The sequence below is a fragment of the Acinetobacter sp. 789_lipA genome (genome assembly GCF_058242845.1).
Window position 1 is genome coordinate 1,047,695 of the sequence record NZ_JBZAYS010000001.1, and the last position, 17,616, is coordinate 1,065,310.

A 17,616-nucleotide genomic window follows, 5' to 3' on the forward strand; every position below is an offset into this window, starting at 1 on the left:
TTCAGTCAATTTAACAAAAAAAGCATGACATCCTGATGACGTAGATCAAACAGATCAGATTTTAGTGAAAATGCTGGATACGCCACTGCTGAGGTGTGACTTGGGTCCAGTGTTTAAAGGCACGTTGAAAAGCACTTTGTTCAGAGTAACTTAGCAACAGTGCAATTTCCTGCAAGCTAAGGTGTGGATCTTTTAAGTATTGCTCCGCCAAAATACGTCGGACTTCTTGCATCCGCTGTTGGTAGGTCGTGCCTTGTTGTTGTAAGTAACGTTGCAGCTGTCGGACTGAAAAATTCAGTTGCCGAGCAATATGTTCAATTTGATATTGGTTTTTTTGTAGCCCCGTTAAAATCGCATGCTGTAAGCGCTGGTCGATGTGAGTAGAGTTGGGAAGTTTTTCCAGCAATACTTCGGCTTGTTGTAAGAGCAGTTTTTGCAGGGTTTGATCACCTTGCTGAAAGGGCATGGATAATTCGCTGAGGGGAATCATCATCATCGGACGGCTTTGAGAGAAGCGAACTTTACAATTAAAGTACTGCTCATACAGTGCCATATTTTTCGGGGCTGGGTGAGTAAAATGAACCTCGCTGAGCTGGATGTCATCATGGGCGACAAAGTGTTTCATAAACTGAATGATCAGCGCCATTGCCACTTCATTGCTGAGTTGTGTGGTCAGTTCAATTGGCATCTCCACCCAACCAAAGCATAGATTTTCACCTTCAACTGCAACATATAGCGAGCTGCCATCATAAATGAGACGGTGAAAGTCATGATAACGGGTGAGCGCTTCGCTTAAATTTTCGCAGGACAGCACAATATAGCCCAAAATGCCTAAATGCTTGGGCTGTACATACTTTGCAATCTCGAGTCCGAGCGCAGGGATGTGCAGATGGCTGTCAAGATCATTCAGTAATTCTAACCACAGGGCATAATCAAAACGTTCTAAGTTCTGTGCTTTTTCAAGCTGTTCAGAAATTGGATAGCCCACGGCTTGGCAATAGGCATAGAGTAAATGTCCCAGTCCACCGTAGACAGAACCTGTGTAATCTTTGAAATGTTGCATTTATTGGCTCTATTGTTCTTGTCGTAATTTGTCAATGAATTTGAATGCTAGGGTCAATATTTAGCATAGTTTCCACATTATATTCAATCTGAATATAGGAGGAATTTGCCATGTGGAAGGGTTTTGTCGCAGGACTAGTGGTTGTCAATGCGTTTGAGTGGGTTGCACATAAATATATTTTGCATGGAACACACCGTGCTGGAAAGCCACGTTATAGCCCTGTGCCTGAGAGTATGAAATCGCATTGGGAGCATCACCGAGAAGTGCGGAAAACCACGTTTCACGATCATGGTTATGTTGAAGGTTGGAGCAACTGGCGTACCAAAAATGAAATCGTATCACTCGCTGTCGTGGCGGGTGTGTTTGGGACGTTATTTTATCCAGTCTCCAAAGGCATGACGTTGTCTGTGTTGTACAGTGCAGGAAATTATTATTATATCCACCGCCGTGCGCACTTAGAGCCAGACTGGGCAATGCGTAAGATTCCTTGGCATTATGATCATCATATGAACTCCAATCAGGATGCCAACTGGTGTGTGACCAAGCCGTGGTTTGATTATATTTTAGGAACGCGGGTCATTTCCTCGCTGGATTTGCAAGAGCAAAATCCGTTGGGTATTGCTTTACCTCAAGTGGTGTCGGATAAGCTCACCCAGTGGGTCAATCAGGTCTTCCCTGCAAAATGGGTTAAGGTACCTGAAGCGATTCCACTGAACTCAGCGCAGACGACGGAAACGGTTGCAGGATAATGGAATGGGGTATTTTTGTCGTGATTTGTCAATAATATTGGTATGTATTGTCAATATTTCGTCATTTGAACATTCTATAGTAAAGCTGTTGATGAGGTTAAATCATCTCATGAGCACTAGTACGTCATTTTTCATTTTCCAGTTTAACAAGACAATGTTGTCGTTATTCTAGGTTTATAGGGAGTCGCAAGACTCCCTTTTTTTATCTCAACAATTCAGAGCGTAAGTTCGATCAAGATCCAGCGAACATTCTAAGCTTTAACATTTGCTGCATAATAGAGGCGATAGTTACTGTCCGACTTAGCATTAGCTCAGCTGTGCCGAAGTACAGCGTAACTGAGCCTTTTAATTCGTCTGCTTTTTAAAGTCGGTTAAAATATAGCGATCCATTTCATCGGTATAGTCCGGGGAAAACTGAAAGCAAACATGCTCGTTGATGTTTAAGGTTTTGAGATCAGGGAAGCTTTGTCTGGCACGCGGACTATTGCTAAATAAAAAAGCTTGTCGATCACTCTGAAAGTAAAACACTTTTTCAGTACTGATGTTGTGCCGTCGATAATGGGTGACCTCCGACCATTGTGTAAAAATACCACAAGCACGAATTTGATCAGGTGCAATCAGCGCTTTTTCATAATACTGTTTAAACTGATATTTGCAGAAGCTGATATAGCTAAACAGGCATAAACCGAGGAGTAACAGTACGGCCAGCATACCGAAAGGGCGGCCAGCATATTTCTTCATCAACAGAATGAAAACAAAACAGATCAATAGACCACAAATAAATAAGATTAGTTCTAAGTGATACATTTTTGCTCATCTTTAAAATGATAAAAAGAGTACTCGAAAGCACTCTTTTCATAGGTTTTACGGTGATAGTCTGTTTATAGACGCATTTCAATGCCTTGCTCTGCAAGGTATTTCTTCGCTTCAGGAATGGTGTGTTGTCCAAAGTGGAAAATCGAAGCAGCCAGTACAGCGTCTGCCCCACCTTTTAAAATACCATCGGCCAAGTGTTGTAAGTTTCCGACACCGCCCGAAGCAATGGTTGGAATTGTCACGCGGTCATTGATTTGACGCATCAGCTCAAGGTCATAACCTGCTTTAGTACCATCGGCATCCATCGAGGTAATCAGCAGTTCGCCTGCACCAAAGTCGGCCATTTTCACGGACCATTCAATTGCATCAATACCCGTTGGTTTACGGCCGCCATGGGTAAAAATTTCCCATTTATTCTCGCCCGTTTTTTTTGCGTCAATGGCAACCACAATACATTGTGCGCCAAAGCGTTGCGATGCTTCTTGTACAAATTCTGGGTTAAACACCGCTGCTGAGTTAATGCTGACTTTGTCCGCGCCAGCATTGAGTAAGAGGCGAATGTCTTCAACCTTGCGAACGCCACCACCGACCGTTAAGGGAACAAAAACCGTTTCAGCCATACGTTCAACCGTACGATAAGTCGTGTCGCGACCATTCGAAGTTGCGGTAATGTCTAAGAAGGTAATTTCATCAGCACCTTGTTCGTTATATCGACGTGCTACTTCTACTGGGTCACCTGCATCACGAATATCAAGGAATTGAACACCTTTCACTACACGACCGTTGTCCACGTCGAGGCAAGGAATAATACGTTTAGCTAGCATAATTTTTTCCAAAAATAACAGCCGATTATGAAACTTCGCGACTTAGATGCTACACCTTAATAGTCGGAGCGGGTATTCTATCAAACTTATGTAAGTTTTTTTGCAGGTTTTATATGTCGGTTTATACCACTTTGACTTTACAGGAAGTTCAGGCGTTTGCAGCACCTTATGGACTTGAGGTAATCGATCTGATCCCAATTCAAGGCGGTATTCAAAATACGAACTATTTTATTGTGTGTGAAAATGCTGTGCAGTATGTATTGACTGTATTTGAAGAAATGGATGAACAGGGCGCAGGCGAGTTAGTTCCTGTACTTGAGCATTTAGGTCAGGCTGGTTTAGCGGTTCCTGTACCTTTAAGTCACTCAGGCAAAGCCATTCATAGTTTAAAAGAGAAGCCTGCGCAAATTGCCCCACGAATGATGGGCAAGCATCCCATGCCTGCGACCCTTGAACAAGCCGAGGCGATTGCAATTGCGCAAGCGCAAATGCATGTCGCACTGCAAGATTTTCCATTGGAGCGTGCAGAATACCGTGACCATGACTACTGGCTTGCTGTAGCCTTACAGATGAAACCAACTTTAAGTAAAGCGGATCAAGCACTACTCAATAAGTTGTTGGGGTTATATGATGCATTATCGGCGGTTTATCCGAATCGTCCAAAGGGCTTTATCCACTCGGATTTATTCCGTGATAACACTTTGTTTGAGGACAATCAGCTCAAAGGCATTTTAGACTTTTATGAACTGAATAAAGATGAGTTCTTGTTTGATATTGCGATTACCCTGAATGACTTCTGTACCGAATATCCAAGTGTGCATTTAAATGAAGACAAGGCCATCGCATTCTTAAACGCATATGAAAGCATTCGTCCTTTGACGACTGATGAAAAATCTTGTCTAGAGCTGTATCTCGCAATGGCTGCTGCGCGTTTTTGGATGATGCGTTTACAAGTGGCACAAAAAAATGCTGAACAAGGCCGTACGGGGGATGACATTTTGCAGAAAAATCCTGCCGAAATGCGTAATATGGTGATTGACCGCCTAAAATTTGTAACTGCTTAAATAGGAAAGAAAAATGCGTGACCAAGGACGACTCGTTGAATGGTTTGATGAAAAAGGCTATGGCTTTATTCAGCCCAACGATGACAGCAAAGATCGCGTGTTTTTACATATCAAGGACTTTGCTCGGCAAGGTCCTCGTCCTATTTTAGGCTGTGCGTTGGAATACAACGTGCTTGTGGATGCGCAAGGGCGTTATCGTGCACAGCAAGTTAGTTATTTAAAAGCATCACAAACCCAAAAGAGTCGTACCCAAAAAGTCTCCCCGAAAAAGACCGAACCACAACGCTGGAGTCCAATGCAAATTGCGTCGGTGGCATACATCGTGTTTTTGGCGTTATTGGTATTGCTGGGGCGTTTGAGTGGATTAGTGCTGCTGTTGATTAGTGTGATGAATGCGGCCAGTTATTGGTTCTATGCACAAGACAAAGAGGCTGCACAAAATGGACAGCGCCGTGTCCCTGAAAATACATTACATCTCCTTTCATTTTTGGGCGGTTGGCCTGCAGCATGGTTAGCGCAGCAAAAGCTACGACATAAAACACAAAAACAACCGTTTAGAAAGATTTACTTTTGTACAATTCTATTCAATATTCTTTTAATTTTATGGCTTATTTCTCCTTTCAATAGTTTGCCTATTTAAAGTTCAAGCCCACTTCATGAGGGACAATATGAATTATTCAGTCGATCAAGATCCGAATCGTAGTCTGACTTTTATTCTTTATATTTTGTATATCGTTGCGATTTTTTCCGCAGGGATTTTAGCCATCATTGCTTTAGTGATTAATTATGTGAAGCGTGGCTCTGTGCGTGGTTCCATTTTTGAGAGCCATTTTACTTGGCAGATTCGCACCTTTTGGTGGTATTTGATTTGGAACGTGATTGCCTTTGTGCCATTTATTTTCTTATTCTTTACGGGTGAAAATGCCACCGCTTTCGCAGGTGTCGCACTCGGTGCTTCAACATTCTGCGTGTCTGTGATTGGGTTGTCATGGGTGTGGATTGTATATCGTGCCATTAAAGGCATTATTCGTTTAAATGACAATCAACCGATGTATCAATAAAAAATAGTTTGACCCGTATTCACCATCAAAACATTCCTTTTGGTTGTGCACTGGCGCTGCTGGTGATTCCAATAGCCAAAAGCATGTATAGACTAGGAGTAATGATGAACCCGAGCAAGATGGTGTCATTCTAAATACCTGACCGTACTGCTGAATCGATGTCCATTGATCACTCGATTCAGCAGTTTTTGCATTTCAGAGATAGGCTAAAGTTGTTCGACATTCTTTTTCGATTTTAACAGTTTCGGTTTCCATTCACTGATCATAATACCAAACACCACCAAAAGCCCACCCAACAAAGCCAGTGGTGCCAAACGTTCTCCTGCAAGTCGCCCAAACAGTGCCGCCCACACCGGCTCTCCTGCATAAATAATTGCCGCTTGAGATGGATTGACTGAGCGCTGTGCCCAATTCATGACATATTGAATCACGGCACTAGCAAGCCCCAAGCCGAGTGCAATACTCAGTAAAGGCCATGAAAAGTCTGGAATGTGGTGTTCACCTGCCAGTGGCATGGCTGCAAAGGCGAGCACAGAGGCAACCGCCAGTTGAATCACCGTCACTCGACCAATATCGACTGTTGGGGCAAAATAACCAATCAGGATAATTTCCATCGCTATAGCGATTGCACCGAATAAGGTTAAGGTCTGGCCAAAATTCAGTGAAATTGAATTCAGGCTATTGCCTGTAAGTAAGACTAAGCCCATAAACGCACAGAGCGCACCAATCCAAATCATAAAATGGGGCACTTTACGAAAGATTAACCACAATAGTACGGGTACTAGGGGTACATACAGTGCAGTTAAAAAGGCAGATTCACTGCTACTGACTGTTTGTAGTCCGACCGTTTGTGTGCCATAGCCAATAGTGACCATACAGCCAATGAGTGCACCTGCCCACAGGTCCTGTCGGGTAATATGTTTTAAATGTTGATAGGAAAATAAGCCAATAATTGTCGCGGCGCAGGCGAAACGACAACCCACAAAGAACATGGGGGAGCTGAAATTTAAGGCATATTTCACGGCCAAGAAGGTACCGCCCCAAATAAAGGTAATTAGAATCAGTGCAATGACAGGCGCTTTAGAACCGAGCTGAGTATTCAACATAAAAGAACTGGTGTGCAATATATTGCACATAGCTTGTCATGCTTTGTTTTTGTGTGCAATATATTGCTCAATATTTTTTTGATTGAACTTTATGAAGTCTCCTGCGGTACTACAACACGTCAGTCAAAATGTGCGTCATTATCGAAGTTTAAAAGGCTTGAGCCAGCAACAACTGGCGGATTTGGCTGGTTTAAGCCGTCGTATGGTAGCTGGAGTTGAATCAGGGCAGGACAATATTAGTTTGGCGAAACTCAGCTTGATTGCCGATGTGCTTGAGGTCGATTTTGTACAGATCATTGCTGCGCCTGAACAGCAAGGGCAAGCGGTGGTCAATGTTTTAGCTTGGCAAGGCACACAAGCACACAGTGAAGCAAAATTAATGGCTTCGGCGGCAGCAACACAAAAAGTTGAATTGTGGACATGGGTACTTGCCCCAAATGAACACTATAGTGCAGAACCTGACCCAGAAGGTTGGCGTGAGATGCTCTATGTGATGGAGGGAGAGCTAACTTTGGATCTGGCAGGCGACATGAAAGTCTTGGGTGTAGGAGAGTCGATTGTTTTTTCCAGTGCCATCGAATACCAATATATCAACCGTGGAACTGTACCGTTAAAGTTTATTCGTAATGCAATTTATTAAGAAGCAGATCTTAAAAACTGATGTTTAGCGCATAAAAAAGAGGTCAATAGACCTCTTTTTTAAATTCTACAATTAGAGCGATTGTTCATCTAACAGCAATTGTGCTTCACGTAGGTTTAAACTGCCTTCGTAAATCGCACGACCAGTAATTGCGCCCAAAATACCAGGTTGGCCTTTGAGGTTACGCACGTCATCAAGGTTGGTCACACCACCTGATGCAATTACAGGTAAGCCAGAGTATTGTGCCAGTTGAACAGTTTGCTCAACGTTCACACCCTGCATCATCCCGTCACGTGCAATGTCAGTATAGACAATGCTCGATACGCCCGCATCGGCAAAACGTTTGGCCAAATCGGTTGCTTTCACATCGGTCACATTGGCCCAGCCATCGGTGGCCACCATGCCATTCATGGCATCAATGCCGACAATGATATGACCTGCAAATTTCTTACATGCTTCTTCTACAAACTCAGGATCTTGAACAGCTTTGGTGCCAATAATGACAAAAGACACACCCGCTTCTAAGTAGTGTTCAATGGTTTCTAGTGAACGAATACCGCCGCCAATTTGAATTGGCAGTTCAGGTTGTGCGCGAGCAATGGCTTCAACCACAGGTTTATGAATTGGCGTACCAGCGAAAGCACCATTTAAATCGACCAAATGTAAGCGACGCGCGCCTTCATTTACCCAGTGCTGTGCAGTTGCAACAGGATCATCAGAAAAAACCGTATCGTCTTCCATACGACCTTGTTTTAAACGAACACATTTGCCATCTTTCAGGTCAATTGCAGGGATGATCAGCATGCTTTCGCTCCTAGCCAAATCTTAAATAAAATCAATGTCCGTCATCTTAGCAAAGTATTGGCAATTTTCTAAGCATCTGTTACAGCTTTTCATGACGACAAGGTTTTGTTGTTTTTTCTAATTCTTTGGAAATATCTTTTGGGAGTCGCTCTAAACGCCGCAATTCTTCAAAAACCAACAGCGCGGCATAGGCATCGGCAGCAGCATAGTCAACTTGTTCAGGCGTGAGTACTTTCCTCGCCCAATTTGAAGTGCTGACTTTTTTGCTTTTGGGGAAGTTGAGTTGAAACAGCAGGGCGATGGCATTTTTAATGCCGACAGGGTTGGTCAAACCAAAGCTTGCAAAGCATTTTGACAGCTCAACCACGCCTTTGAGCTCAAAACCTTTTTTGCGGAAAAGATGGGTATCATTTTTTAAACCAAAGCCCACTTTGAGCTGGTCTGGATTCGCCAAAAATGGTGCAAGGAAGCTCCAAATGGGTGGACTCATTTGAAACAAATAAGCCTGCTCGACGCTGGCTAGTTGAATTAAATGCGGACCCGTGGAGACTTCTCCCACTTGAAAGGTCGGTTTGGACTCGCTGTCAAAACCGAAGATGGAAACCTGTTCTAGTTCAGCGCGGATTGCTTCACACTGTTCTAAGTTTTGAATGACATGAATTGCTTGTTTTGGCAAATTTTGAAAACGAGGAAATTGTTGAATTTCGACTTTGCTGGGAAGGATGTGTTGAAAAGAAGAATCCATCATGCTTTGACTATGCCATTGTTGCTTAAGCCTAAAGCTTTTAGGTTGATTTAGCAAAACAGCCGACCTAGGCAGGCTGTTTTGCACGGGTGATTTTAGGACATAAAACCAGCCGCAATACCGCCGATAATTGCTAAAACGAAAATCACGATGTAAATCCATGCCAAAACGGCTTCCCAGCCTGCGGTTGGGCGTGGTGAGCCATAGCTGTTGCTACGATCATCGCCTGGTGCGAAAATCAGGTAAAGCATTAAGATCACGTTGGCAAGAGGCACCAACATCAACAGTGATAACCAGCCCGTATGGTTGCGGTCATGTAGGCGACGAATAGTAAATACAAACGTGAAGTACATCAGCGCAACATAGATCAGGATGATAAAAATCATGCCGCCACCGAAGTTGCCTGTTTCCAAGTTCACGAATGTATTAGGAAAGATGGCGATGAAAATACCAAGAATAATTGACGCTACAATGGCAAGTAGACAGTTCCATGCTAGGTATGAAAAACGTCCGAAACGACCTGCGGCATTCAGCGCAGATTCTTGTGCATATTGAGTCATAGTGACTTACCTTATCGTTGTAAATTAAGTTTTTTATAAATAAAAATGTCTAAAAAGCAGGCAAATCATAATCAAATTTGGTGACAATGAAAAGGCATCTCAGCCATCTTGAGTACACTAGTCTGCTGTAAAGCAAAGATTTTATACATTGAAAGGCACAGGAGTGGGGTCACATGCCTCATTTACTTAAGCTGTTTCTGATTTATTTTTAGTCTAGATGCATCAATTTTGGATAAACAAAAGCTCAACCGAAGTTGAGCTTTTTCAATCAAACAGAAGCTGGAAGGAATTAAATTCTCCATTCCACAAAGTTTTTCAGCAGTTGCAAACCTGCGGTATGACTTTTTTCAGGGTGGAACTGGGTCGCAAACAAATTTTCTTGGTGAATGGCGGTACAGAACTCTAAACCATAGTCACAAGTTGCAGCCACAATGCTAGAGTTCTTCGGTTCAACATAAAAGCTGTGCACGAAGTAAAAACGTGCATCTTGCTCAATGTCTTTCCACATTGGATGACTCGGATCAGCCTGATGAACTTGGTTCCAACCCATATGGGGTACTTTCAAGCCGTCTACATCAGGAAAGCGTTTCACACTGCCTTCAAAAATACCGAGAGCATCGACTCCGCCATTTTCTTCAGAGCGTTGCATCAGCGCTTGCATACCCACACAAATCGCTAATACGGGCTTATTAAATGCCGCATGACGAACGACTTCATCAATCCCTGCTTCATGCATGCCTTGCATACAGTCACGCATAGCGCCTACGCCGGGGAACACAATTTTATCAGCTTGAGCCACTAACTTGGGATCATTGGTTACATCGACTGTTGCACCAACATGCTCAAGCGCTTTTGCGGCTGAGTGTAGGTTACCCATACCATAGTCAAGAAGGGCAATACGGGTCATTACAAACTACCTTTGGTTGAAGCAATGGTGTTGGTTGCACGTGGGTCAATTTCACAGGCCATACGAAGTGCACGCGCAAACGCTTTGAACACACTTTCAATTTGGTGGTGGCTATTTTTACCTTTGAGGTTATCAATGTGTACCGTCATGAGCGCATGGTTCACAAAGCCTTGGAAAAACTCCGAGAAGAGATCCACATCAAAACGACCAATCATGGCGCGGGTAAATGGAATATCCATAAACAAACCCGGACGGCCTGATAAGTCCACCACAGCACGGCTTAAAGATTCATCTAACGGTGCATAAAAATGACCATAACGACGTAAACCTTTTTTGTCACCTAAAGCTTTGGCAAAAGCCTGTCCAAGCGTGATACCACAGTCTTCAACCGTGTGGTGATCATCAATATCTAAGTCGCCATCACATTCAATATCAATATCAAATAAGCCATGTCGCTTGATTTGATCAATCATATGATCTAAAAAGGGAATACCTGTGTTGAGCGTGCCTTGACCCGTACCATCGAGGTTTACACGAACTCGAATTTTGGTTTCGTTGGTATTTCTTACCACTTCACTGATACGTTCTGTCATAGACACGTTCCTCAAAGACGTCAAATAATTGATGTAAAATGTTTCGCCGTAACGAAGTCACCGCATATTAGATTGCTCAGGAGGGTTTATCAATGCCTATTACCGTACACGCTTATACTTCACTGGAAAAAGAAGAGTTGCGCAGCCAGCTAGAGCGACTGTACGACACCAGTCCTGAATTTGGCGATGGGCATGATGCCGTAGAACAACTTGAGCAAAATCTAGCTCAGTATACCTTACTTTATACCGCAGAATTTAATACTAAAGTCATTGGCGCCATTTGGTGTAGTGGGCAGGGTGAAAATAAAACCTTAGAATACATCGTAGTACATCCTGCTAACCGTGGACGAGGGGTTGCGGAGCGGCTGGTTGAAGAAGTTTGTCGTATGGAAGAAGCCAAAGGTGTCAAAGTGTTCGAGCCGGGTTGTGGTGCGATTCACCGTTGCTTAGAGCACATTGGTAAAATTTAAGCTTTTTTCAAGCAGTTTATACACTGCTTTTTTTCATGGATAGTGATGGTGATGCACTCTAAGTACAAAGAATGACTCAAAAAATGTACGAAGGGTGCTGAGTTTGCTGTAAAAGTAAACACTCAACTGATTTTTTTGAAAACGCACTTGACGCTGCTTCGCTTAAACTGTTTAATACGCGACATCGGCGTGATAGCTCAGTAGGTAGAGCAACGGATTGAAAATCCGTGTGTCCCCAGTTCGATCCTGGGTCTCGCCACCATATTCAAAATCTTATTTAAAAGATTTCAATCCCTGATCCCATCAGGGATTTTTTTTGCCTGAAATTTATCCGATCAAATAAAAAAGTGATGATTTTTATTGACTATTCATCCGAGATACGGCTTAATACACGGCATCGGCGTGATAGCTCAGTAGGTAGAGCAACGGATTGAAAATCCGTGTGTCCCCAGTTCGATCCTGGGTCTCGCCACCATATTCAAAAAAGCCTCAAACAATGTTTGGGGCTTTTTTTTGTCCCATGAAAAGTGCGATTGTGTAAGATGTTGGACAACATCATGCTTTAGTTAATGGAAAATGTGCTAATTTTGAGTCAAAAATAAGACTGAGAATAGCTTATGAAAGACCGCTTTTCGTCAGGAAGTCAGCTTTATCAACTCGCACGTCCAAGTTATCCAGCAAGTTTGATTCAAGAAATACTCAAGCATGTGGCGACTCCTCAATTTGCATGGGACTGTGGCGCAGGGTCGGGGCAATTGACTCAATTGTTGGCGCCGCATTTTGATGCCGTGGTGGCGACAGATATCAGTGCTCATCAGTTACAACATGCACCTTATTTTGAAAATGTCAGTTATCAAGTTCAGTCTGCAGAGCACACCAGTTTTGCCGAGCAGAGTTTTGATTTAATCACAGTGGCTCAAGCCATTCATTGGTTTGATTTTGATGGTTTTTATGCAGAAGTGAGGCGGACTTTACGACCTGAAGGCATTTTGGCGGTCATTGGCTATGGTTTAATTCAGTTGCAGCAACCTGAGTTACAGGGGTGTATTGAGCGACTTTATTTTAAGACTTTGAAAGGCTATTGGGATGCCGAACGACGTTATATCGACGAGGCCTATCAAACCATTCCTTTTCCTTTTGAGAAAATAGCGACGTCTGAATTGTCGATGTCATTTCAATGGTCTGCTGCTCAATTGTTGGATTATTTAAATACATGGTCTGCACTGAAACATTATCGAGCGAAAAATTCAGATGACCCCTTATTTGAGTTCAAAGCATTCTTTGCGTTGGATGATCACGCGAACCAACTCTTTGAGCTTAAATTTCCAATTTTTTTAAGATTGGGTCGTCTACCTGTATCGGCGCATTGAGTGTCTGAGCTTAATCGGCAATCAGACGTTTACCAAAGCACACGACTTCGATTTCCTCATAGCCTAGCTGCTCATAGAAGCTTTGCACGTCGATGTTTTCTTTACGTACAAGCAGTTGTAGTTTGGGACAGCCTAACGCAATCAGGCGCTTCTCGAGCTGTTGTATGAGTGCAGTTGCGACTCCATTGCGTTGAAAGTGTGGATGTACTGCCAAATAATTAATCCAGCCGCGATGGCCATCATAACCACCCATCAATGTGGCGATGAGTTGTTCATCTTTAACAGCCAGTAAAAATAAACCATCTTTTTGCGCAGTTTTTCTAAAAATATCAATTTCAGGGTTATTCCAAGGGCGAGTGAGGTCGCATACCTCCCAAAGTGCAATGACGTCTTCTAAATCTGTTTCGAGATAGGGGCGAATAATGAACATGAGCTTGGCATTTTTATTTTTGGATGCCTTTAGATTAATTGAGTTTTTTTATTTTGATAAGTGTTTTCTTATACTTTTCATCAGCCATAAAAAACGCCCAATCGGGCGTTTTTAAAACTTTAAATTAAGCAGATTTCGCTTCTGCTTGAACAGGAAGCATATGACCTGTTTCCTCAAAGTTAGAATGCCAAGACAACGCTTCACGAAGAAGGTGAGGTGTATGACCACCTTTGGCACATGAGCGATCAAAGTAATCATTTAATGCATCACGGTAAAGTGGGTGTGCACAGTTGTCGATAATCGCACGAGCACGCTCACGTGGTGCTAAACCACGAAGATCTGCCAAACCTTGTTCAGTTACCAGGATGTCCACGTCGTGCTCTGCATGGTCAACGTGTGATGCAAATGGAACGATTGAAGAAATGTCGCCACCTTTTGCAATTGATTTGGTCACGAAGATTGCCAAGTGTGCATTACGTGCGAAGTCACCTGAACCACCAATACCGTTCATCATTTTCGTACCGCAAACGTGAGTTGAGTTCACGTTACCGTAAATGTCAAATTCAAGTGCAGTGTTGATGCCGATAATACCTAAACGACGAACCAATTCAGGGTGGTTTGAGATCTCTTGTGGGCGTAAAACCAATTTATCTTTGTACGCTTCAAGGTTATTAAATACTTTCTCGCCGTATTTAGCTGAAAGGGTAATTGATGAACCTGAAGCAAACTTCATTTTACCTGCATCAATCAATTCAAAGGTACAGTCTTGCAGCACTTCTGAGTACATCACGAGGTCTTCGAAGTTCGAATCTTTAAGGCCTGTAAGTACAGCATTGGCAATTGAGCCAATCCCTGCTTGTAATGGGCCTAAGTTTTTCGGTAGACGCTCTTCAGCCACTTCTTTTTCAAAGAAAGCGATTAAGTGGTCTGCAATGCCTTGAGTTTCATTATCTGGCGCTGTCACAGTCGATGGAGAGTCGTGTAAGTCGTTGTTGATGACGATACCCACGATTTTTGCAGGATCGATATTGATCGCGTGCGTACCAATACGTTCATCCACTTGAGTCAATGGAATCGGTTGACGTGTTGGACGGTAAGTTGGGATGTAAATATCGTGTAAGCCTTCAAATGCAGGGCTTAAGTTGGTGTTGATTTCAACAATCACTTTTTCTGCGAAAATTGCAAAACTTGCAGAGTTGCCCACAGATGTTGTTGGAATAATGCCGCCATCTTCAGTGATCGCAACCGCTTCAATGATTGCTACATCAGGTTTTTTCAACTGAAGGTTACGCATTTGCTCAACAGTTTCAGACAAGTGTTGGTCAATGAACATCACTTCGCCATTGTTGATGGCTTTACGTAAAGTGTTGTCGACTTGGAACGGTAAACGACGTGCCAATACACCCGCTTCAGTCAATTGCTTGTCTAGGTCATTACCTAAAGAAGCACCAGTAATTAATGTGATTTTTAAAGGATTTGTGTGTGCACGTTTAACCAATGCCAAAGGTACAGCTTTCGCTTCGCCAGCACGAGTGAAGCCACTCATACCTACAGTCATGCCATCTTCAATAAAAGCAGACGCTTCTTCTGCACTGATGACTTTATCGTGAAGTGAAGCTAAACGGATACGATCTAAAGACATGGTTTACTCTCGTTAATATTCTGGATCTGGTACCGATTGTACCGATCAAGAACGACATTGTGCATACCTGTTAGGCTAAGGTCTAATTTTTTGAAAAAATGTGGGTATAAGGGATTCTGATGATTTGCAAGTGTTTGAAATATATTTGGTAAAATTAAATTGTTGAATAGTTGAACAAAATCGTTTGATCAACTATTGTACAAAATTTAAAAATGCTCAACCAAGGTTTGCTTTAATTTTTCGAGTGGGTTGTTGCTGGAAATTTCAACATCTTGATTGTGATGAAGAGGCAGTGAAATAATTGCTTCAAGTCCCCCTTGTTCCCGATTATGAATGCTGAGTTGACCTTGGTGAATATCAACAATGCGTTTCACAATGGCGAGACCTAAACCACTGCCTTGGACTGTTCTGGCTTCATTGCCACGCACAAAAGGTTGCATGAGTTCTTCAATTTGATCGTCAGGAATGCCTTCACCATGGTCTGCTACGCTAATTAAAATATGTTCATTTTCCACTGTTGCGGAAAGTTCAATCGGCTCAGCACCGTAGCGTTTTGAGTTATTAATCAAGTTACCAATCAGGCGTTTAAGAGATAGACTCCGTGCCTGAATAATCGGTAATTCAGCAGGTTCAAAACGAATATCCAGCGGTTTGAATTGCACCACCAATTCTTGTAATAGCATATTTAAATCGGTGTCTTGGATTTCCTCATCCGAACCATCACGCATATAGGAAATGAACTGATTTAAGATCGCGTCCATATCTTCAACGTCATAAATCAGCCCTTCTTTTAAAAAATCATCATCGGGCATCATTTCTGCACTGAGTCGAATACGGGTCAGTGGGGTGCGTAAGTCATGTGAAATCCCTGCCAACATAATCCGGCGGTCACGTTCAGTCTGATCTAGGGTGTAAATCATGTGATTAAACGCTTGGTTGACCTCACGAATTTCTTGGGGGCCGTGATTGGTCTCTAAATATGGTGCTGTGCCTGTTTTACTATAACTGTTGGCAGCATTTTGCAGACGACGCAGCGGGCGATTGAGCTGACGAACCAAGGTTAAAATAATGGCTGCTGCAATAAGTGGTACGCCAAGTAGCCAGCCGAAAATTAATTCAGGGCTGTAGTTGGCATAGGTTTTCAGGGGTTCGCGGACCCAGTTGCCGTTCATTTCAGGAGTTTGAATCCAAATCCGCGGACTGGGCTTAAATTGGAAATACACCGTGGCATGTTCGACTTTTAATTCTTTGGCCAGCTTAGCTTCAATTTGGTTAGTAAAGAATTCGGCGATGACTTTATCTTTGACATTGGGATATTCTTTGGGATCGGTGACGTATTCAATGCCAACACGGCTTCTTAACCAGTCATCGACATCGACTTCAGTATTTTGATGATAAATCCGTAAATCGGGGTTGTTGAGAATTTCTATTTCAACAGCAAGGTAACGAGCATGTTGTTGGATTTCTGGAAGATATAGAGTTCGCCAAAAGAACCACAAGGACATAAATAAACTGAAAAATACAATGAAGAGTACCAGTACGGTGGTGCGCATGGCAGCAGAACGCGGCTTGATTTTATCTAAAAAGCGTTCCCAACGCGTGCGTTTCCGTTCTGAATACGCTTCGTAATCTGTAAATTTTTGAGGGTCGATGGGTTCGAGTTTCACGTGATTTCCTGTTTCTATGTAAGAGACATAGTTCAATGGTGACAGGTATGCGATACGCGAAAAGTCATCTGCAATTGTTCGAGGCAGGAGGTCTGGGTGTTATAAAGTTTCTGCGAGCATGATGTTGAAATGCAGAAATATGCCGAGTTTTGCAGATGACAATGGTTTTGCTTACTTTTGTCGAAACAAAAGTAAGGCGAACCGCAGGTTAATCGATAAAGTTGAGCTTAATTTTAGGACTCCGTCGTGCTGATTATTGCTACTCAGCTTAAAAAGACCGAAGCCGTATTTTTCAGTTTTGAATTATTCCGCGCCATCTGGAACGAACACATAACCCACACCCCAAACCGTTTGAATATAGCGTGCACGCGCAGGGTTTTCTTCCACAAGGCGACGGAGGCGCGATACTTGAACATCAATTGAACGTTCCATTGCACCCCATTCACGGCCACGTGCAAGGTTCATCAATTTGTCGCGAGTCAAAGGCTCACGTGGATGTTGTACCAAGGCTTTCAGTACCGCAAACTCACCTGTAGTTAGGGTTACGACTTGACCTTCACGCGTGAGAGTGCGTGTTGATAAATCAAGTGACCATGGCCCAAAGCTGACTACTTCCATTTGTTGGCTTGGTGCGCCTGGAACTTCACGGACTTGGCGGCGCAGTACAGCGCGAATACGTGCTAACAACTCATTTGGATTAAATGGTTTCGGTAAATAGTCATCTGCACCTGCTTCTAGACCTGCAATACGGTCTGAATCACTGCCACGTGCGGTAAGCATAATAATAGGTGTATCAATATTGGATTGGCGTAGACGACGGCAGATACTTAAACCATCTTCCACAGGGAGCATGAAGTCGAGCACAATCAGTGAAAACAGTTCGCGCTGTAAGAGACGATCCATTTGAGTTGCATCATGCGCTGTTTTCACCACAAAGCCTTTATCTTCTAAAAAGCGTTGGAGTAGCGTACGTAAACGCACATCGTCATCTACCACTAAAATGCGTTCAACGCGATCTGCATCGCTATGTACAGCATCTGTTTTTTCAGCAGGTACAACTAAACTCATTGAAGTGCTCCTTTATTCTTTATTGTCATCGTAAACA

Annotated in this window: 20 protein-coding genes and 2 tRNA genes; 9 read left to right on the forward strand and 13 right to left on the reverse strand. The window is 43.0% G+C overall.

From position 1 onward, the window contains the following. Nucleotides 1-61: 61 nt before the first annotated feature. The gene (locus AC4CUZ_RS04875; protein ID WP_490747343.1) at nucleotides 62-1,063 is read right to left on the reverse strand and encodes an AraC family transcriptional regulator ligand-binding domain-containing protein; all 1,002 of its coding nucleotides are present in this window, start codon (nucleotides 1,061-1,063) and stop codon (nucleotides 62-64) included. Nucleotides 1,064-1,173: 110 nt separating this feature from the next. Between AC4CUZ_RS04875 and AC4CUZ_RS04880 the strand changes: the two genes are divergently transcribed. Then, nucleotides 1,174-1,812: a hypothetical protein gene (locus AC4CUZ_RS04880; protein WP_490747344.1), complete on the forward strand. Its 639-nt coding sequence runs from the start codon at nucleotides 1,174-1,176 to the stop codon at nucleotides 1,810-1,812. A 345-nt stretch (nucleotides 1,813-2,157) separates the two neighbouring features. On the opposite strand, the gene AC4CUZ_RS04885 is transcribed toward AC4CUZ_RS04880, so the two are convergent. Then, on the reverse strand, nucleotides 2,158-2,619 hold the full coding sequence (locus AC4CUZ_RS04885) for a hypothetical protein (RefSeq protein ID WP_490747345.1): 462 nt from the start codon (nucleotides 2,617-2,619) through the stop codon (nucleotides 2,158-2,160). A 74-nt stretch (nucleotides 2,620-2,693) separates the two neighbouring features. Then, nucleotides 2,694-3,452 carry an imidazole glycerol phosphate synthase subunit HisF gene (gene hisF / locus AC4CUZ_RS04890; RefSeq protein WP_004691571.1) on the reverse strand — a complete coding sequence of 253 codons (759 nt, stop codon included), beginning with the start codon at nucleotides 3,450-3,452 and terminating at the stop codon, nucleotides 2,694-2,696. Nucleotides 3,453-3,565: 113 nt separating this feature from the next. Here hisF and AC4CUZ_RS04895 point away from each other — a divergent pair, with 113 nt between their 5' ends. From AC4CUZ_RS04895 to AC4CUZ_RS04905, 3 genes are read left to right on the forward strand one after another with little or no spacing between them, the layout of a single operon-like run. Further along, entirely contained in the window at nucleotides 3,566-4,516 is a 951-nt protein-coding gene (locus AC4CUZ_RS04895) for a homoserine kinase (RefSeq protein WP_195728328.1), read from the forward strand. Nucleotides 4,517-4,529: 13 nt separating this feature from the next. Next, nucleotides 4,530-5,156, forward strand: a complete 627-nt coding sequence (locus tag AC4CUZ_RS04900; RefSeq protein ID WP_087011819.1) for a DUF1294 domain-containing protein — start codon at nucleotides 4,530-4,532, stop codon at nucleotides 5,154-5,156. A 28-nt stretch (nucleotides 5,157-5,184) separates the two neighbouring features. Continuing rightward, nucleotides 5,185-5,577: a DUF4870 family protein gene (locus AC4CUZ_RS04905; protein ID WP_004691561.1), complete on the forward strand. Its 393-nt coding sequence runs from the start codon at nucleotides 5,185-5,187 to the stop codon at nucleotides 5,575-5,577. A gap of 206 nt (nucleotides 5,578-5,783) precedes the next feature. Here the strand turns inward: AC4CUZ_RS04905 and AC4CUZ_RS04910 are convergent, their stop codons facing one another. After that, on the reverse strand, nucleotides 5,784-6,683 hold the full coding sequence (locus AC4CUZ_RS04910; RefSeq protein WP_490747346.1) for a DMT family transporter: 900 nt from the start codon (nucleotides 6,681-6,683) through the stop codon (nucleotides 5,784-5,786). Nucleotides 6,684-6,774: 91 nt separating this feature from the next. On the opposite strand from AC4CUZ_RS04910, the gene AC4CUZ_RS04915 reads away from it, so the two are divergent. Continuing rightward, nucleotides 6,775-7,323 carry a helix-turn-helix domain-containing protein gene (locus tag AC4CUZ_RS04915; protein ID WP_094148590.1) on the forward strand — a complete coding sequence of 183 codons (549 nt, stop codon included), beginning with the start codon at nucleotides 6,775-6,777 and terminating at the stop codon, nucleotides 7,321-7,323. A 72-nt stretch (nucleotides 7,324-7,395) separates the two neighbouring features. On the opposite strand, the gene hisA is transcribed toward AC4CUZ_RS04915, so the two are convergent. The 5 genes from hisA to hisB form a co-directional block, all read right to left on the reverse strand. Then, the gene (gene hisA, locus AC4CUZ_RS04920; protein WP_004691558.1) at nucleotides 7,396-8,127 is read right to left on the reverse strand and encodes a 1-(5-phosphoribosyl)-5-[(5-phosphoribosylamino)methylideneamino]imidazole-4-carboxamide isomerase; all 732 of its coding nucleotides are present in this window, start codon (nucleotides 8,125-8,127) and stop codon (nucleotides 7,396-7,398) included. Between the two features lie 79 nt (nucleotides 8,128-8,206). Then, complete coding sequence (locus AC4CUZ_RS04925; RefSeq protein ID WP_279691640.1) at nucleotides 8,207-8,875, reverse strand: 3'-5' exonuclease; 669 nt, start codon at nucleotides 8,873-8,875, stop codon at nucleotides 8,207-8,209. 92 nt (nucleotides 8,876-8,967) lie between these two features. Continuing rightward, on the reverse strand, nucleotides 8,968-9,432 hold the full coding sequence (locus AC4CUZ_RS04930; RefSeq protein ID WP_004978134.1) for a DUF805 domain-containing protein: 465 nt from the start codon (nucleotides 9,430-9,432) through the stop codon (nucleotides 8,968-8,970). Between the two features lie 289 nt (nucleotides 9,433-9,721). Beyond that, nucleotides 9,722-10,339, reverse strand: a complete 618-nt coding sequence (hisH, locus tag AC4CUZ_RS04935) for an imidazole glycerol phosphate synthase subunit HisH (protein ID WP_279731440.1) — start codon at nucleotides 10,337-10,339, stop codon at nucleotides 9,722-9,724. Next, nucleotides 10,339-10,932, reverse strand: a complete 594-nt coding sequence (gene hisB / locus AC4CUZ_RS04940) for an imidazoleglycerol-phosphate dehydratase HisB (RefSeq protein ID WP_078389532.1) — start codon at nucleotides 10,930-10,932, stop codon at nucleotides 10,339-10,341. Before hisB ends, hisH begins: the two co-directional genes overlap by 1 nt. Nucleotides 10,933-11,024: 92 nt before the next feature. On the opposite strand from hisB, the gene AC4CUZ_RS04945 reads away from it, so the two are divergent. From AC4CUZ_RS04945 to AC4CUZ_RS04960, 4 genes are all read left to right on the forward strand, one after another. After that, entirely contained in the window at nucleotides 11,025-11,402 is a 378-nt protein-coding gene (locus AC4CUZ_RS04945) for a GNAT family N-acetyltransferase (protein WP_004691552.1), read from the forward strand. Nucleotides 11,403-11,588: 186 nt separating this feature from the next. Beyond that, nucleotides 11,589-11,664, forward strand: a tRNA-Phe gene (locus tag AC4CUZ_RS04950). 137 nt (nucleotides 11,665-11,801) lie between these two features. Next, a tRNA-Phe gene (locus AC4CUZ_RS04955) sits at nucleotides 11,802-11,877 on the forward strand. Nucleotides 11,878-12,019: 142 nt separating this feature from the next. Beyond that, nucleotides 12,020-12,772: a class I SAM-dependent methyltransferase gene (locus tag AC4CUZ_RS04960; RefSeq protein ID WP_426978161.1), complete on the forward strand. Its 753-nt coding sequence runs from the start codon at nucleotides 12,020-12,022 to the stop codon at nucleotides 12,770-12,772. Between the two features lie 10 nt (nucleotides 12,773-12,782). Here the strand turns inward: AC4CUZ_RS04960 and AC4CUZ_RS04965 are convergent, their stop codons facing one another. The 4 genes from AC4CUZ_RS04965 to ompR all read right to left on the reverse strand — a co-directional run bounded on the left by AC4CUZ_RS04965 (nucleotide 12,783) and on the right by ompR (nucleotide 17,579). After that, nucleotides 12,783-13,202: a GNAT family acetyltransferase gene (locus tag AC4CUZ_RS04965; protein ID WP_004691549.1), complete on the reverse strand. Its 420-nt coding sequence runs from the start codon at nucleotides 13,200-13,202 to the stop codon at nucleotides 12,783-12,785. A 124-nt stretch (nucleotides 13,203-13,326) separates the two neighbouring features. Then, nucleotides 13,327-14,844: a succinyl-CoA:acetate CoA-transferase ScpC gene (gene scpC, locus AC4CUZ_RS04970; protein WP_270428400.1), complete on the reverse strand. Its 1,518-nt coding sequence runs from the start codon at nucleotides 14,842-14,844 to the stop codon at nucleotides 13,327-13,329. A 206-nt stretch (nucleotides 14,845-15,050) separates the two neighbouring features. Beyond that, a complete protein-coding gene (locus tag AC4CUZ_RS04975; protein WP_125273607.1) occupies nucleotides 15,051-16,511 on the reverse strand; it encodes an ATP-binding protein in 1,461 nt (486 codons plus the stop codon). Nucleotides 16,512-16,814: 303 nt separating this feature from the next. Continuing rightward, nucleotides 16,815-17,579: an osmolarity response regulator transcription factor OmpR gene (gene ompR / locus AC4CUZ_RS04980; protein ID WP_004691545.1), complete on the reverse strand. Its 765-nt coding sequence runs from the start codon at nucleotides 17,577-17,579 to the stop codon at nucleotides 16,815-16,817. Between the last annotated feature and the right edge of the window lie 37 nt (nucleotides 17,580-17,616).

Coding starts and splice junctions, on each gene's coding strand:
- AC4CUZ_RS04930 (WP_004978134.1), bottom strand. CDS start 9,432: ATGACTCAATATGCACAAGAATCTGCGCTGAATGCCGCAGGTCGTTTC.
- AC4CUZ_RS04925 (WP_279691640.1), bottom strand. CDS start 8,875: ATGATGGATTCTTCTTTTCAACACATCCTTCCCAGCAAAGTCGAAATT.
- AC4CUZ_RS04885 (WP_490747345.1), bottom strand. CDS start 2,619: ATGTATCACTTAGAACTAATCTTATTTATTTGTGGTCTATTGATCTGT.
- AC4CUZ_RS04945 (WP_004691552.1), top strand. CDS start 11,025: ATGCCTATTACCGTACACGCTTATACTTCACTGGAAAAAGAAGAGTTG.
- AC4CUZ_RS04900 (WP_087011819.1), top strand. CDS start 4,530: ATGCGTGACCAAGGACGACTCGTTGAATGGTTTGATGAAAAAGGCTAT.
- hisH (WP_279731440.1), bottom strand. CDS start 10,339: ATGACCCGTATTGCCCTTCTTGACTATGGTATGGGTAACCTACACTCA.
- AC4CUZ_RS04915 (WP_094148590.1), top strand. CDS start 6,775: ATGAAGTCTCCTGCGGTACTACAACACGTCAGTCAAAATGTGCGTCAT.
- hisB (WP_078389532.1), bottom strand. CDS start 10,932: ATGACAGAACGTATCAGTGAAGTGGTAAGAAATACCAACGAAACCAAA.
- AC4CUZ_RS04905 (WP_004691561.1), top strand. CDS start 5,185: ATGAATTATTCAGTCGATCAAGATCCGAATCGTAGTCTGACTTTTATT.
- hisF (WP_004691571.1), bottom strand. CDS start 3,452: ATGCTAGCTAAACGTATTATTCCTTGCCTCGACGTGGACAACGGTCGT.
- ompR (WP_004691545.1), bottom strand. CDS start 17,579: ATGAGTTTAGTTGTACCTGCTGAAAAAACAGATGCTGTACATAGCGAT.
- AC4CUZ_RS04910 (WP_490747346.1), bottom strand. CDS start 6,683: ATGTTGAATACTCAGCTCGGTTCTAAAGCGCCTGTCATTGCACTGATT.
- AC4CUZ_RS04880 (WP_490747344.1), top strand. CDS start 1,174: ATGTGGAAGGGTTTTGTCGCAGGACTAGTGGTTGTCAATGCGTTTGAG.
- AC4CUZ_RS04965 (WP_004691549.1), bottom strand. CDS start 13,202: ATGTTCATTATTCGCCCCTATCTCGAAACAGATTTAGAAGACGTCATT.
- AC4CUZ_RS04960 (WP_426978161.1), top strand. CDS start 12,020: ATGAAAGACCGCTTTTCGTCAGGAAGTCAGCTTTATCAACTCGCACGT.
- hisA (WP_004691558.1), bottom strand. CDS start 8,127: ATGCTGATCATCCCTGCAATTGACCTGAAAGATGGCAAATGTGTTCGT.
- AC4CUZ_RS04875 (WP_490747343.1), bottom strand. CDS start 1,063: ATGCAACATTTCAAAGATTACACAGGTTCTGTCTACGGTGGACTGGGA.
- scpC (WP_270428400.1), bottom strand. CDS start 14,844: ATGTCTTTAGATCGTATCCGTTTAGCTTCACTTCACGATAAAGTCATC.
- AC4CUZ_RS04895 (WP_195728328.1), top strand. CDS start 3,566: ATGTCGGTTTATACCACTTTGACTTTACAGGAAGTTCAGGCGTTTGCA.